Raw genomic sequence first — 15,504 nt, forward strand, 5'->3', positions numbered from 1 at the left:
GGTGGCGCGGGTGAAGGTGGCGGGAATGGGCATGAAGTCTCGTGTCCTGTCCAGTCGGGTCGCAGAGGCCATTTGGCGTTTCGCTGTGTTGCAGCACAGTTCTCTGCGGCTCGCCCATTCTTAGCGACCGGGAAAACGGCAGGCAATTGTGTGATGTACGACCCGTGGTAGTTGAGGGGCGGCTCGTGCTTATTGCGGTGGCGTGTTTATGTGCTCGTTACGCCTTTACATGTCCTTCACGTCTGCCGGGTGGGTACTACGTGGCTTCGTGTGTGACGTGGGTCCTGTCGGGGGCGTCACACGGGAGGGGGTGCTCCCTTGCCGAACGTGAGGGCGTGAACGCGATGGGTGCCGACATTTCACGGGTTCCACCCCAAGGCGGACGGGGGCCGGCGCCGGAGCGGGTGCGGGTTCCGGTGCGGGGTCCGGTACGGGTTCCGGTGCCGGCTCCGGTGTTCGTGCTCGCCGGCCACCGCTGACCGCCCGGGGCCTGGTGCGGGGTGAAGCGGGGTTAAAAGGGGGCGGCCCGCTGGCGGAAGCCGTTCGCTTGGCCCGGCCGGGCGCAGCCGTACGGACGCGGTGGGCCTCGGTGATCTTGAGTGCGCGGCCGGTCGTGGCCGCCTCCCGCCCCGCCGCAACGCGGACGGCGGATAGCGGTGGAGCGGCCGGATCGGGCGGAGGTGTCGGATCGGCGGGGGCCGGGGCGGCCCCGGGGCCCTCAGGCTTGCTCTGGCTGGGGGCTCGCGGCCGGATCGACGAGGTCGAGCGGCTGGTGCGGGTCGAGGCTGAGGCCGGCCGACCGCAGGGTGTCGTCCAGTACGCACCAGATCCACCGCGCGAGGTGCCGGGTCAGGTCCTCGTGGGTGAGGCCGCCGGGGTCCTCGACCCAGCGCACGCTGGCCGCGTCGACGAGGCCCACGATCCCGAAGCCGAGGGGCTCGGCCGAGGACGGGTCCGCGTCCAGGGCGGTCAGGTGGCCGGCGAAGATCCTGGCCAGGTGCCTGCCGATCGCGGTCTTGACGTCGGCGACGGCGTCGAGCGTGCCGGTGTGCCGACTGAGGTAGAGGTAGAGAGCGCTGTTGGCGCGCAGCCAGCTCACGTAGGCGTCGACCGCGTTGGTGATCATCTCCATCGGCGTGCCCGTCGGCCGCCACACCGGTTGCAGTGCCGCCGTGACCAGTTCGCCCGCCCGCGCCGCGACGGCGCGCTGGAGATCGCCCGCGTCGGCGAAGTGCTTGTACAGGCGGGTGCGGGCCACCCCGGCCCGGTCGGCGATCTGCTGGGTGGACACCTCGGAGCCGTGGGCCGCGATGGCGGCGATGGCGGCGTCCACGAACTCCGCACGGCGCCGCTCGTGCTGCCCCTCCCAGCGTGTCTTACGTCCGTCCACCTGCTGCGGAGTCTGTCTCGGGGGCATGGCTCCGAGTTTATCCGTGCGGTGGCCGCCGGGGTCCCGGCGGTGGCGGGGGCTACCCGTGGGCGGCCGCGTGCACTAGCCTCGCTGATTATGGGTACATGGTGTACCCATAAGAGATCTCCGGCTCGGACGGAAGCCTCCGGACGGAAGCCCCCAAGCGGAAGCTCCGGACGGAAGCCTCCGGGCGGGAACCCCGGTCCGGCCGGCGATCTCCAGCTCGGACAGCAATCCCCGGCTTCGACAGAAAGGTGTCGACCGTGAACCGCAGCACGCACATCGAGCCCGAGGGCCCCGGCGGCGCCCCATCGCAGGTCGGCGTCCCATCGCAGGCCGGGGCACGGGTGAGGGCGCAGGACGCCGCGAACGTGTCCGGCGCGCCCGGGCGCACCGTGACGGAGGACGTCTCACGCCGTCTGCTGGATTCCGCGTCCCAGCTCTCCTACGACCCGGCGACCGAGGTCGACTGGGACGCGCCGCTGCCCGAGGACGGCCACGGGCTCGCCCCCGAGTGGAGCACCCTGTACGGCACCCGGCTGTGGGACGAGATGACCGAGCGGCAGAGGGTCACCCTCACCCGGCACGAGGTGTGCTCGATCATGAGTACCGGGATCTGGTTCGAGATGATCCTTCAGCAGCTGGTGCTGCGCGACCAGTACGTGCGCGACTACGCGACCGCCGAGTTCCAGTTCGCGCTGACCGAGATCGCCGACGAGTGCCGGCACTCGATCATGTTCGCCCGCGCCTGCGAGAAGATGGGTGTGCCGGCCTACTTCCCCAAGCGCCTGGTCGTCGAACTCGCCCGCATCCTCAAGACGGCGGGCACCGCCGAGGTCGCCTACGGCGGCATCCTGGTGGCCGAAGAGGTGCTGGACATCATGCAGCGGGACGCGATGCGCACGGACGGTGTCCTGGACCTGGTCCGCACCACCAGCCGCATCCACGTCGTCGAGGAGTCCCGGCACATGCGCTTCGCCCGCGCGGAGATCCGCCAGCGGGTGCGCCGGGCCGGCCCGCTGCGCAAGCACACGTCCGCCCTCGGCATCGCCGTCGTCGCGTACTTCATCATCACCAGCCTGGTGAACGAGGAGGTCTACGCGGAGGCCGGCCTCGACAAGGAGCGGGCACTCGCCGCGGCCAGGTCGAACCGTCACCACCACACCATGATGCGGTCCGGCTCCGCACCCCTCATGGACTTCCTCGGTACCCAGGGCCTGCTGACCCGCCCGGCCAGCGCCATCTACCAGCGCGTGCACATGCTCTGACGGAACGTCAGCGAACGCGCCCCGTTCGACCGGAGGTCGTGTCGGGTGCGACCCCGCCGGCCGGGGCAGCGCGTTCCGGTCGGCACCGCGTTCCCGGCGTCGCCAGTGCCGGCCGACCTCCGCGGCCCGTCCGCCAACCGTCGAGGCCGCGCGGTCCGTCACGCCACCGGCCACCACCTCTCCGCCGGCCGTGCGCCAAGCGTCTCGGCCACGCGGTCCGTCCCGCCATCGGCCGCAGTCCCTAACCCCACCGTCCGCCACCTCTCCACCTCTCCGCCGCCCGCGCGCCCGCCCGACCACCGGCCGCCGAGGCGAACGCCACACGTCCCGCCGCCCCGGCGATCACCCCAACGGAAACCGGACCATGGCCTACGCGATCACCCAGACCTGCTGCACCGACGCCTCGTGCATCGCGGTCTGCCCCGTCAACTGCATCCACCCCGCCCCGGGTGAACCGGACTTCGGCACCACCGAGGTGCTTTACATCGACCCGCGCACCTGCATCGACTGCGGTGCCTGCGCCGACGCCTGCCCGGTTGACGCCGTCTCGCCGGTCGACGTGCTGTCCGGCGCCGACGCGGTCTACGCCGAGCGCGGCGCCCGTTACTACGCCGGGCGTACCGCCGACCCCGTCTGGAGCGCACCGCTGATTCCGCGCTCCCTGCCGGCGGGGACGCCCGCGCCGCGGGTCGCCGTGGTCGGCACCGGGCCGGCCGCCTGCTATGCGGTGCAGGCCCTGCTGCACGCGACCGACGCCGAGGTCACGATGATCGACCGGCTGCCGGTGCCGGGCGGACTGGTGCGGTTCGGGGTCGCACCGGACCACACCTCGACCAAGCGCATCGGTGAGTCGTTCGCCGCGCTCCTGCGGCATCCGCGGGTCCGCGTCCACCTCGGCGTCGAGGTCGGCGTCGACCTCAGCCACGCGGACCTGGCCCGGCACCACCACGCGGTGGTCTACGCGGTCGGGGCGGCCGCCGCGCGCCCGCTGGGCATTCCGGGGGAGGACCTGCCCGGCAGCCTGTCCGCCACGCGCTTCGTCGCCTGGTACAACGACCACCCCGAGGTCCCCGGCGGCCTGGTCGACCTGTCCGACGTCCGGCGCGCGGTGGTCGTCGGCAACGGGAACGTGGCGCTGGACACCGTGCGCGTGCTGGCGGGCGGGCCGGACCGCCTGGCCGGCACCGGCATCGCGGGCCACGCGCTCGCCGCGCTGCGCTCCGGCGCGGTGCGCGAGGTCGTCGTACTCGGCCGCCGCGGCCCCCAGGACGCCGCGTACACCTGGCCGGAACTGCACGCCCTCAAGCACCTTCCCGGCGTGCGGCTGGTCGTCGCCGATACTCCCGGGACGCGGGCGGCGATCTCGTCGGCCGCGCCGGACGACCACGCGGCGCTGCTGAGCGACGTGCCGATCGAGGCGGTCGACCTCGCGGCGCCCCCGCCGCCGGGCCGCCGCATCGTGCTGAACTTCTTCTCCTCGCCCGTCGAGGTGCTCGGCAACGGCCGGATGTCCGCCCTGCGAACGACCACAGGGCCGGTCGACGCCCAGCTCCTGATCGGCGCGATCGGCTACCGCGGCACCCCGTTGCCGGACCTGCCGTTCGACAGCGCGACCGCGACCGTTCCCCACGAACGCGGCCGGGTCGCACAGCTGCCGGGGACGTACGTCGTGGGCTGGATCAAACGCGGCCCCTCCGGCGGCATCGGCGCCAACCGCCTGTGCGCCCAGGAGACGGTGGATGCCCTCCTCGACGACGCGGCGGCCGGCCGGCTGCCCACCCCGCCGGCGACCGCCCGCGACTTCGCCCGCCTGATACGCAACGTCGGCCGCGACGCACCGGCGGGGCCCGCGATCCGCTGACGGCGGGGGCGCGCAGCGGTATGACGGGCCCTGTGGGCGGGCGGACCCCGGGAGAGCCTGCTCCCGGGCGGCCACGAGTGCCGGCGTCCCGTTCACGGTGTCACGGCTCCGCAGTCCCCAACGTGCGGCCGGCCTCCTGACCGCGAACGGCGCCCACTGCGGCCTATCCGGTGAGGGACTGTGTCCCTATGACGGAGAGCAGCGCGAGGCGTTCGGCGTCCTGGGTGCCGGGTTCGGCCGTGTAGACCATGATGCGCAGGTCGTTGCCGGTGACGGTGAGCACGTCGCAGTCCAGGGTCACGGCGCCGACCTGGGGGTGGTCGACGGTCTTGCGCGCGCTTTCGTGCTGATCGGCCTCGGCGGATTCCCAGAGTTCGCCGAAGAGGGAGCTTTCGGTGCGCAGTTCGCAGACGAGACGCCGCAGTCGCTGGTCCGCCGGATAGCGGCCGGCTGTGCGGCGCAGGTCGGCCACCTGCGCGGCGCGTAGTGCCGCCCAGGATTCGGTGGTGTGGCGTACGCGCGAGCCGGCGCCCAGGAAGTTGCGCCACACGGCGTTGAGGTCCTTGCCGTGCCATTCGCCCATCAGGGCCGTATAGAGGGGATTGGCGAGCAGCTGGGTCCAGGCGGCGTCGAAGACCGCGACGGGGGTGTTGGCGAGGCGGTCCAGCATCCGCTGGACGCTCGGTGTGACGTGCGCGGAGATCACTTCGGGGCCGGGCGGCGCGAGCCCGGCCAGCGCGAAGAGGTGGGAGCGCGCGTCCGCGGAGAGCCGCAGGGCGCGGGCCAGGGCCTCGACGACCTGCGCCGAGGGGTGGGCGGCCCGGCCCTGTTCGAGGCGGGTGATGTAGTCGACGGAGATCCCGGCCAACTGGGCCAGTTCCTCGCGGCGCAGCCCTGCCGCACGCCGGTGACCCCCGGTGGGCAGGCCCGCCGTCTCGGGCGCGACCTGGTCGCGCCGCTGCCGCAGTGCCCGGCCGAGTTCCGTTGTCGCCATGCGGACAGTGTGACAAACGTGCCAGTGCATGTTCCTGGTACTAGTGGTCCCAGGAAGACGGGTCCACTCGCTGTTCACGCTTTTTATCCGCATCGTGGAGGCATGACGGCAACGGCAGCGGCATCTGCATCAGCAGCTCCGGTGTCCGGCCCGGGTGACCCGAACCGCAGGCACGGCAAGGAACACAAGGGCCACCAGGATCACCGGACCGTCGGGGCTACGAGGCCGGCGGGATCGGCGAGGTCACCGGTGGCCGATCCGACGCCGTTGGCGCCCGCGCCCGCGCCGCGCCGGTGCCTACGCCGCGATGGAACAACCTGATGACCGCACGAGAGCCGCACCTCCCGGCCGCCACGGTCGGCAGCGGAAAGGAACAGCACGCATGAGCAAGCTCGCACTCGTCACCGGCGCCACCTCCGGAATCGGCAGGGCGTTCGCCGAACGGCTGGCGGCCGACGGTTACGACCTGGTGATCGTCGGGCGGCGCCGGGAACGGCTGGAGGAGTTCGCCGCCGCCCGTCCCGGGACCGAGGTCCGCCCCCTCGTGGCCGACCTGTCCACCGACGAGGGCATCGACACCGTCGCGCAGGTCTGCGCGACCGAGCCGCTGACCCTGCTGGTGAACAACGCGGGCGTGGCCCACTACATGCCCCTCGCCGACCTGCCCGCCGACAAGGCCCGCGAACTGGTCAAGGTCAAGGTCCTCGCCCCCACGCTCATCACCCGTGCCGCCGTCGCGGGGATGCGGGACCGCGGCCGGGGCGCGATCGTCAACGTGGCCGGCATGATCGCCTTCAGCGGCCCCGCCCCCCAGTCCCAGCTGCCCCGCCGGGCCGTCTACGCCGGCACCCTCGCCCACCTGGTCGCCATGTCCCAGACCCTCAGCGCCGAACTCGAGGGCACCGGGGTCCAGGTCGAGGTGGTGTGCCCGGGTGTGGTGGCCACCGAGTTCCACGAACGCCAGGGCCTCGACCTGAGCGCCGTGCCGCGGATGAGCGCGGACGACGTCGTCACCGCGGCCCTGCGCGGCCTGGAACTCGGCGAAGTCGTCTGCGCCCCCGGTGTCGAGGACGCGAGCCTTCTCGACGCCGTCTTCCACGCCGACCTGGCGGCCTTCGGAGCCCAGAGCGTCGACCTCGCCACCCGCTACCGGACCGGCTGACCCGTAGCGCCAGCGGGCGAGACCCGTCCTGACCGCGACCGGCCCCCTCCTGTCCCCGGTTCACGGTCCCGGCATCCCGCGCATGCCCCAGGACGACCGTGCGGCACCCGAGGTGCGTAACTCCCCCCTGGCGTCGACGCCGCCCCCGTCGTCGCGCTACCGGTGACGACCCGGACAGGCCCTGCGCCAGGGGGCGTTCGGCCTGCGCGCGGGCCTGCGGGGAGAACGGGGGGTACTACGCTTGCCGCGCAGCGCCGACACGCGCGGGCGGACCCGACAGGAGACCGAAGTGACCAACAAGCCGTTAGACGACGCCGGGGCCGCGCAGAAGCCGCTCGATCTCCAGCAGAATCGGCCCCACAGCGCGCGGATGTACGACGTCTACCTGAGCGGGAAGACCAACTACGCCGTCGACCGCGAGGCGGCGGCCCAGGTCGCCGAGGTCTATCCGGGCATCTACACCTGCGCCCGCGAGAACCGTGACTTCATGCACCGCGCGACCCGGGTCATCGCCGAGGAGTACGGCATCCGCCAGTGGCTCGACATCGGCACCGGCATACCGACCTCGCCGAACCTGCACGAGGTCGCGCAGTCGATCGTGCCGGACGCCAGGATCGTCTACGCCGACCACGACCCGATCGTCCTCGCGCACGCCCGCGCCCTGCTGGACAGCACCCCCGAGGGCCGGACCACCTACGTCCAGGCGAACGTGACCGAGCCCGACACCATCCTGTCCGACCCGGAGCTGACCGACACGCTGGACCTGACCAAGCCGGTCGCCCTGTCGCTGAACGCGCTCATGCACTTCGTGACCGACGCGATGGACCCGTACGGGATCGTCGACCATCTGATGGGCGCGCTGCCGTCCGGCTCCGTGCTGGCCCTCAGCCACTGCACGCCCGACTTCGACCCGGAGACCTGGCAGAAGGTCACCGACATCTACAACGCGAGCGGCACGCCGGTGCAGTTCCGGTCGAAGGAGGAGGTCACCAAGTTCTTCGACGGCCTCGACCTCGCCGAACCCGGTATCTCCGTCGGCCACCGCTGGCGACCGCAACTCGGCCACATCCGCCGCAGCCCCGACGCCGAGCCCAGCGACGCGCTCGTCAGCCTGTGGGCGGGCGTCGGCATCAAGCCGTAGCACCGGGGAACGCCGGCCGGGCCGCGGCACCCGTAACGCTGCGATCGCCGCGGCGGCGACATCGTCCGTGGTGGCTGCTCCGGCCGCTCGGAGCGACGGCACCCGCTACGCCCACCGCCCGGCCGTCGACCGCAGCACCGCCCGAGGGGGTGGCCGAACCCGCACCGGGACCGGTCACCCCCTCGCCGCACGTCCGGCCGCGTGCTGTCGGCGCTCCGGCGCCACCGGCCGGCGGATGATCGGAGGACGGGCCGTCGGACAGCGGGTCACCGGCATGCGTCACGCGGTGACGGCTCCGAAGAGGGTTGTCCGCGACGCGGTCGACACCGTCGTCGTGCCCGGCCGCGCGACCGCAGCGCGCTCGGCGAGCCGCGTCGGCAGGGCCCACGAGGGTGAGGACGTTGCCCAGGACAGCGAGCGCCCCCGGACAACGCTGCCGCCGGCGACCCCGTCCCGGCCGGCGACCGCCAGCACGCCCCTCGCCGCAGCCCCGACCAGCCGAAATGGCCCGCTTGCCGCAGGCCTGATCGGCGGCGCAAGGAGGCAGGAGAGTATCGCCGTACGTCGCGCCGCGAACTTCACTGGTGGAATGCAGCGCGCTGAGATCGGCCACGGACGCGAGGCGCTCGTCGTACGGTCATACCGCTGGTACCCGTCGACCGATCGACCGATCGACCGGGTGCGAGGCAGGCTCCGGCTCGGCCGGAGCGAGGGCGACGACGGGATGGGCGTTCCGCGGGCGGCGGTCGGGTTCGTGCCTTCCCGACGGCTGCGGGGACCGTGGCCGGCCGCTGCCCCTGACCGACCGTCGGGTCCGCGGCCGCGGACCGGCGGCTGAGCCGGGCGCGCGCGAGGCGTCGTTCCGATCTTCAGCGCGGCGTTCCTCGTCTCCGTCGCCGCCGCCTCCACCGCGTCGGGCACGGCCGCGGCGGCCCGGCCCGAGAAGCCCGCCGGCGCGGCCGTCAGGTCCATCGTTGCCCTGGTCAACCGGTCTGCCGCCGCGCCGGTGCGTCGGCGTCCGGCTCCCGCGGCCGGTCGCGGTGAGAACGATCCGGCGCTTTCCGGCCACGCGGTCGCGTACCGGCGACGGCCCGCCGCCGATCGCCGGGCCGGGCCGGCCGGTCGAAGCCGCTCCCGCCCGGTCCCGGCCGACCCGTCGGCCGGCCGGCCACCCGGTGTACCCGCGGCCGAGGCGTGGCGCCCCGCGCGGGGAGGGGACCGTCACCGACGGCGCCCGGGGCGAGGCGGGGACGCGGCCCGGTTCCGCCCGGCACGGCGGCCCGGCGGGGCACGGCCCGGGGAGCGGGTCGCGCGGGGGCGGCGGATGCGTCCCGACATGCGCCGGTCGGACCCTGTTGTCACACTGGGATCGAGCCTGCCGACCATCGACCCCCGGCGCGCTCCGTGACGCGCCCGGTAGGCTCCGTCAGGCAGGCGCGGCGCGAACGGCCGACGTTGCTGCCTGCGCGCGCGGGTCCGTACCCGTTCGAGCCGCGCGCGTCCGGTCGGCCCCTCCGCCGAGCCACTGCGGGCGGAGTTCGGGGGAAGGATCGCCACGGCATGACGAGCGACGCGGACCAGCCGTGGGGCGACGACCTCGAGGCGGTGCTCCGGCAGATCGAGGCCGCGAGCGTCACCACATCCGGGAGCGACGGGAAAGGCGTGGACGAATTCCCTGAGGACGCCACAGCGGCGGGGGCGACCGGTGAAGCGTTCCCGGTCAGGCCCTCCGTCGTGCTGGACGTCGGCCGCGAACTGGAGCGGGCCAGCTCGGCGGCCGGTGCCCTGGAGGCGGTGGCCGCGCTGGCCGCGCCGGGGTTCGCCCTGACCGGCGGCGTGGTCTTCGGCCTGACCGATGACATGCTGACGCTGCTGAGCCAGCGCGGATACCCCATCGGGTCCGAGACCGAGTTCCGCATGCCGCTGGAGACGGACTACCCGGCGGCGCAGGCGGTGCGCACCGGTGAGCCCGTGTACATCTCCAGCCGCCAGGAGTACCGGGACCGGTTCCCGGCCACCTGGCCGCTGGCCTCCCGGCTGTCGCGCAGATCCTGGGCGTACGTTCCGCTGATCACCGGCGGCAGCGTCTCGGCCGTCTGGCTGGCGGTCTTCTCCGCGCCGCAGGTGTTCGACGAGCGGGTGCGCGGCCTGTTCGACTCCCTCGCGCGCGGCATGGCCGGCGCGCTGGAGCGCGGGCAGGGCAGTGAGGCGGAGCTCGCGCTCTCCGGCGGCCTGCGGCGCAGCATGGGCGGCGCCGGGACCGTGCCGCTCGGCCTGAGCACCGCCACCCGGTACGTGCCGACCGGCGGAGGCGCGCTGGTCGGCGGCGACTGGTTCGACGTGATCCGGCTGCCGCACGGGCGGCTGGCCCTGGTCATCGGGGACGTCGAGGGCCACGACAGCCAGGCGTCGATCCTGATGGCGCGGCTGCGCACCGCCATCCACGCCTACGCCGTCGAGGGGCACCGGCCCGACGCGGTGCTCACCCGCGCCGACCGCTTCCTGGCGTCCCTGGACACCGAGCGGTTCGCCACCTGCCTGTACATCGAGGCCGACCCGGCCACCGGCCACCTCCAGATCGCCCGGGCCGGCCACCCGCATCCGTTCCTGCGCATGCCCGACGGCACCTGCCTGATCCGCCACATCCCCGGCGGCCTGCCGCTCGGACTGCTGCCCGGTGAGAACGACTATCCGGTGGCGGAGACCGAACTGCGCCCCGGCGAGCTGATGCTGCTGTGCACCGACGGCCTGATCGAGGCCGGCGGGTACGACCTCGACAGCGGCTGGGACCGTATCCGCGACGCGCTGGCGCCGGGGCCGGCCAACGATCTGGAGGCCCTGGCCGACGGACTGATCCGGGCGGCCGGCGACACGTCGACGTTCCACTGGCCGGCGGACCGGCGGCCGCGCGGCGGTGACGACATCGCGCTGCTGATCCTGCGCCGCGACGGAGCCGGTGAGCAGCGCGTGCTGCCGGAACGGCAACTGGTCCTCACCATAGGCCAGGACCAGGCACGCGGGGTGGCCGCCGCCCGCGCCGAGCTGCGCGGGATGCTGCACGACTGGGAGACCCCCGACCAGGTCGACTCGGCGGTGCTGCTCGCGACGGAACTCATAGGCAACGTCCTGATCCACACCGACCAGCCCGCGATACTCGACGCCCGCATCTCCCGGCGGGCCGGCAACCGGGTCCTCCAGATCGACGTGACGGACGGCGGCGACGACCTGCCGCACTTCCGGGCCCCCGGCGAACTCGCCATCTCCGGGCGCGGTCTGATGCTGATGGACGCGCTGTCCGACCAGTGCGGCGTCCGCCCCGAGTCGGAGGGCAAGACCACGTGGTTCACCCTGTCGGAGAAGAGTGCCACCGGCCAGCACCTGGGTGACGACGGCGGCCGGACCACGCCCTGAGCCGTTCTTCGGCACGGTCCGGCCCGGCAACCCGCCGTCCCGGTCCGAGGATCGGGCGACTCCCCGTCTGCCTGGCTCAACTCCCTTGCCGTGGTGCTTCGTTCACCGGCCGGCCCGAGGACCCGCCGGTCCGTGACGCAGGCCTTGGCCCGGCCCGCCGAAGCGAGCGCCTCGTTCGCCGGACGGCCCGAAAACCCGCTGGCCGTCATCCCTGTTGCGCCGAGGGACGTTCCGGGGTGACGCGGCGGTCGATCTCGAAGGCCAGGGCGAGTTCGGCGACCGCGCGGGGTGCGCCGAGGGAGCGTCCGGTGTGCTCCTCCAGGCGGCGCAGGCGATGGCGCACGGTGTTGGGGTGGCAGAACAGGGCGTTGGCGGCGCGGTCGGCCGAGCCCCCGCTGTCGAGCCAGACGCCGAAGGTCTCCAGGAGCAGGGCGCGTTGAACCGGGGGAAGCCGGTCGAGCCCGGCCAGCACGGCGTGGGCGACGCGGCCGGTGATCTCCGGGGCGCTCGCGGCGGCGACGGCCAGCGGGTCGCGGTCGAAGACGGTGACCCTGCCGCCCTCGAAGGATCCCAGGAGCGCGATCCTGGCGAGCCGCAGCGCGGCGGCGGTGTTCAGCAGGTCGTCGTACGGCGGACTGATCCCGGCACGGCCGGCGGTGCTGGACGCGGTGATGGCGGCGAGGCGTTCGAGGTTCCGGGCGGGGTCGGGGAGCTGGACGATTCCGACCTCGATGTCGTGCAGCAGGTGCCACGCCGAACCGGCGCCGATGGCCCTGAGGGCTTCCGCGGCGCCGCGGACCGCGTGACGCCCGGGCCCGGGAACCCGGGCCGCGACGGCGACGTAGGGCCCGCGCGGCGGAATCCGCAGGACCGCGGCGGCGTCCCAACCGTCGGTGCCTTCCGGCCTGCCTTCCAGCAACGCCGTTACCAGGGCCGAGCGTCGCTGTTCGCGGCCCAGGGCCTGCGCGGTGAGTTCCTCGCGGTAGCCCTCCGCCATCTGCTGGGTGTAGGTGTCGAGCACCAGCCACATCTCCGACGCGGCGCGGACCGTGACCTCCGCCGGAACGCCACCTCGTGCGGCTTCCTCCGCCAGGCAGTCCCACAGGAAGCGGGCGGAGACCCGGTACGCCTCCATCACCGCCGTCAACGGCACTCCGGCGTGCGCTCGCCGCCGCCCGTTCTCCCGCGACTCGGGCGACGACAGCGCCGGCGTGCGGCCCAGGGGACCGAAGACGTAGGTGACGTTGTCGAGGCAGGTCCTGCGCAACTCCTCAGCGCTGACGGCGGCTTCGGTGCGGTAGACGGGCACGGCCGCCCGGATCCGGGTGACCAGCGTGTCGGCGATCCGCTCGGCCCGCTCCAGCATCCGGGCACCGAGCCGTTCGACCTGGGCATCGAGACTGTCTTCCTGCGGTGGTTGTCGCACGGACCAATGGTATGCGGTACCGCGGCAGGGATCTGCTGGTGTTGCGAGGTCGCGGCAGGGGCGGATTGTTCCCGGCGATAATCGGCAAGGGGAATCCGTGTTCGTCCGGACATCGACTTCCGGGACGTGCGGACGGGAGGATCACCGGACCGATGGCGATCCGCACCCCGGACGACGCGCAGGAGCAGGCACGTCGGCCGGGGGCGATCGCGTTCCCCCTCCGCATCCTTCGAACGGTGGCGCAGCGATGAGTCCGAGTGCTCGTGAAAGGCAGGAGATCGACAGGGCGAACGCCTCAGGTCTGCGGCCGGTGGTCTTCGTGCACGGGTTGTGGATGCTGGCTTCGAGCTGGCAGCCCTGGCGCGCGCTCTTCGAGGAGAACGGCTACACCACCCTGGCCCCCGCGTGGCCCGACGATCCGGAGACGGTCGCGGAGGCCCGCGCACACCCGGAGGTCTTCGCGGGCAAGCGGGTGAGGCAGGTCACCGACCATGTCGCCGAGGTCATCGCGGAACTCGGCCGGCGGCCCGTCGTCATCGGCCACTCCTTCGGCGGTCTGATCACCCAGCAACTCGCCGGCCGCGGGCTGGCCGCAGTGTCGGTGCCGATCGACTCCGCGCCGTTCCGGGGCGTACTGCCGCTGCCGTTCTCGGCGCTGAGGTCCGCTCTGCCGGTCCTCGGCAACCCCGCCAACTACCGGCGGTCCGTCACCCTCACCTACGAGCAGTTCCGCTACGCCTTCGCCAACGCCGTCAGCGACAGCGAGGCCCGGCACCTGTACGACACCTACCCGGTGGCGGGTTCGGGTGTTCCGCTGTTCCAGGCCGCCACGGCGAACGTCAACTCCCGCACCGAGGCGAAGGTCGACACCGCCAACCCCCGCCGCGGCCCGATGCTCCTCGTCACGGGGGAGCGGGACCACATCGCTCCCCGGGCCATCGCCGAGGCATCCTTCCGCAAGCAGCAACGCAACCCGGGGATCACCGAGTTGCTGGAGATCCCCGGCCGCGGCCACTCCCTGGTCTTCGACTCCGGCTGGCGCGACGTCGCGCACGAGGCGCTGGGCTTCGCCAAACAGCACGCCTGACCACGGGAGTTGACGCCCGCCGGCGGCGGTTCGCCCTCGCCGCGCGGGCCGAACGGCCCCGGCGCGCAAAGGACTTCGCGATGCCGGGGCCGACTCCCGTCCGGACGGCCGACGGCCGACGGCCGCCCCGGCAGGTGCCGGGGCGGCCGCGACTGGTGAAGGGTGGTGCGCCGGAGTCCTCGTTCAGCAGGTGAGGTTGGAGCCCGGGCTCACGCCGAGGATCTGCGCGAAGTTCTCGTAGTCGTTGACGCGGTCCTGCATCTCGGCGGTGTTGCCGCCGTTGCACTCGATGCTGCCGTTGATGCTGCGGATGGTCTCACCGAAGCCGGCGCCGTTGACCATGGCGTTGTGCGCGGTCATGGTGCCGGGACCGTTCTGGGTGTCCCAGTACCACAGGGCCGTCTTCCAGGAGACCGCCGGGTCCTGCTCGGCCAGGGAGGGGTTGTCCAGCAGGTCGATGCCCAACGCGTCCCCCGCCGCCTTGTAGTTGAAGTTCCAGCTGATCTGGAGCGGGCCGCGCCCGTAGTACGAGTAGGTGCCGGCCGGGCAGCCGTAGGACTCGCTCGCGCAGTAGTTCCCCGACTTGTCGACCTCGGTGACGTAGACCAGCCCGCTCGTCTCGTGGTCGACGTTGGCCAGGAACGCTGCGGCCTCCTGGCGCTGCACCGTGTCGCTGCCGGTGGTCGCGAAGCCCGGGTAGGCGCTCAGCGCGGCGGTCAGGCCGGCGTAGGTGTAGAAGGAGTTGCGGTTCGGGAACATCTGGTCGAACTGGGCCTCGCTCACCACGAATCCGCCCGTGGGCGGGGGGTTGCCGCCTCCGCCGGTGCAGGTGTAGGGCGACCAGTACCAGGTGCTGATGGTCGGGTCGTAGCCCGGGTTGTCGTGCGTGGCCTGGTAGAGGCCCCCGTTGGGGGCGTACGTGACGATGTCACCGGTGACATAGGACTGCCCGGCGACCCAGGTCGGGTAGGAGCAGCTGCCGCCGCCGACGGGGGTGGACCCGGAGCAGGCGCCCTGGTCGGTCCAGACGGCCGCGACGCCGGGCGTCTCGCCCTGGGTCCACCACTGGGCCGACCAGTTGTGCCCGTTGTAGGAGGCGGCCTGTCCGCCGGTGTAGACGGCCGTCGAACTCCAGCCGGCGTCACAGGCCACGGCCGGGGTCGCCGCGGACGCCGATACCGCGGGCAGCAGAATGCCGAGTGCCAGCGCCGACAGCAGCGCCATGAGCAGCGCTGCGATGCGTTGTCTCAATCGACTCACTCCTTCGCGCGCCCCGTCGCCGGGGTCGCCATGGGGGATTGCACGAACGACACCTGATTTGCGCGTACACGTCAAGGTCTGGACCAAGCCAAGGGCGAAGTGCCTCTTCCGGCGTCCGGTCTACGCGCCGCGGCCCGAGCGCAACGGTGCCGCGCCGCGCCGGCCGGTCCGGCGTCCACCCCCTGAAGCCTGCACTCCAGCTCCCTGGTGGAAGCGGACCGACACGGCGGGGTCACCCTCCGCGGTGCTGGTCAGCTGATCGGCTGTCCGATGATCGATGCGAGTCGGCCCGGTCCCGGAAAGGGTCGTGCCCCGGCCGGAGAACGGCTTGATCGGGGCTCCGGCACGCCTCGCCTCCCGGGGGCTGCCCGGCGCGGCAACCCCCGGGAGAACACGGCATGGTCGGATCGGTACGCCCTGCCGACGGAGGATCGCAGTCGTCGACAGCGCTTGAAGTGACGGCCAATCACATATCGTTGTTCA

Annotated in this window: 10 protein-coding genes; 6 read left to right on the forward strand and 4 right to left on the reverse strand. The window is 72.9% G+C overall.

Annotation, left to right across the window (positions count from 1 at the left end; genetic code table 11):
* Window positions 1-718: 718 nt before the first annotated feature.
* Window positions 719-1,417 (reverse strand): TetR/AcrR family transcriptional regulator, encoded by a 699-nt coding sequence (locus tag POF43_RS30815; RefSeq protein ID WP_271313236.1) that lies wholly within the window; start codon window positions 1,415-1,417, stop codon window positions 719-721.
* 341 nt (window positions 1,418-1,758) lie between these two features.
* Here POF43_RS30815 and POF43_RS30820 point away from each other — a divergent pair, with 341 nt between their 5' ends.
* Together POF43_RS30820 and POF43_RS30825 are read left to right on the forward strand one after the other, a co-directional pair.
* Window positions 1,759-2,679 carry an AurF N-oxygenase family protein gene (locus POF43_RS30820; RefSeq protein ID WP_372516166.1) on the forward strand — a complete coding sequence of 307 codons (921 nt, stop codon included), beginning with the start codon at window positions 1,759-1,761 and terminating at the stop codon, window positions 2,677-2,679.
* 364 nt (window positions 2,680-3,043) lie between these two features.
* Entirely contained in the window at window positions 3,044-4,540 is a 1,497-nt protein-coding gene (locus tag POF43_RS30825; protein ID WP_271322568.1) for an FAD-dependent oxidoreductase, read from the forward strand.
* A gap of 163 nt (window positions 4,541-4,703) precedes the next feature.
* Here POF43_RS30825 and POF43_RS30830 read toward each other — a convergent pair whose 3' ends face one another.
* Complete coding sequence (locus POF43_RS30830; RefSeq protein ID WP_271313238.1) at window positions 4,704-5,534, reverse strand: helix-turn-helix transcriptional regulator; 831 nt, start codon at window positions 5,532-5,534, stop codon at window positions 4,704-4,706.
* Between the two features lie 382 nt (window positions 5,535-5,916).
* On the opposite strand from POF43_RS30830, the gene POF43_RS30835 reads away from it, so the two are divergent.
* The 3 genes from POF43_RS30835 (at window position 5,917) to POF43_RS30845 (ending at window position 11,248) form a co-directional block, all read left to right on the forward strand.
* Entirely contained in the window at window positions 5,917-6,696 is a 780-nt protein-coding gene (locus POF43_RS30835; protein WP_271313239.1) for an SDR family NAD(P)-dependent oxidoreductase, read from the forward strand.
* 289 nt (window positions 6,697-6,985) lie between these two features.
* Window positions 6,986-7,837, forward strand: coding sequence for an SAM-dependent methyltransferase (locus tag POF43_RS30840; protein ID WP_271322567.1), 852 nt, complete (start codon window positions 6,986-6,988; stop codon window positions 7,835-7,837).
* A 1,560-nt stretch (window positions 7,838-9,397) separates the two neighbouring features.
* Window positions 9,398-11,248, forward strand: coding sequence for an ATP-binding SpoIIE family protein phosphatase (locus POF43_RS30845; protein ID WP_271322566.1), 1,851 nt, complete (start codon window positions 9,398-9,400; stop codon window positions 11,246-11,248).
* Window positions 11,249-11,453: 205 nt separating this feature from the next.
* Here the strand turns inward: POF43_RS30845 and POF43_RS35045 are convergent, their stop codons facing one another.
* A complete protein-coding gene (locus POF43_RS35045) occupies window positions 11,454-12,674 on the reverse strand; it encodes a PucR family transcriptional regulator (protein WP_271322565.1) in 1,221 nt (406 codons plus the stop codon).
* A 247-nt stretch (window positions 12,675-12,921) separates the two neighbouring features.
* On the opposite strand from POF43_RS35045, the gene POF43_RS30855 reads away from it, so the two are divergent.
* Window positions 12,922-13,761, forward strand: a complete 840-nt coding sequence (locus POF43_RS30855; RefSeq protein ID WP_271322564.1) for an alpha/beta hydrolase — start codon at window positions 12,922-12,924, stop codon at window positions 13,759-13,761.
* A 183-nt stretch (window positions 13,762-13,944) separates the two neighbouring features.
* On the opposite strand, the gene POF43_RS30860 is transcribed toward POF43_RS30855, so the two are convergent.
* Entirely contained in the window at window positions 13,945-15,012 is a 1,068-nt protein-coding gene (locus tag POF43_RS30860; protein WP_271313244.1) for a glycoside hydrolase family 19 protein, read from the reverse strand.
* Window positions 15,013-15,504 lie beyond the last annotated feature (492 nt).

Source organism: Streptantibioticus silvisoli (assembly GCF_027947535.2).
In the GTDB taxonomy this organism is placed as follows: Bacteria; Actinomycetota; Actinomycetes; order Streptomycetales; family Streptomycetaceae; genus Streptantibioticus_C; species Streptantibioticus_C silvisoli.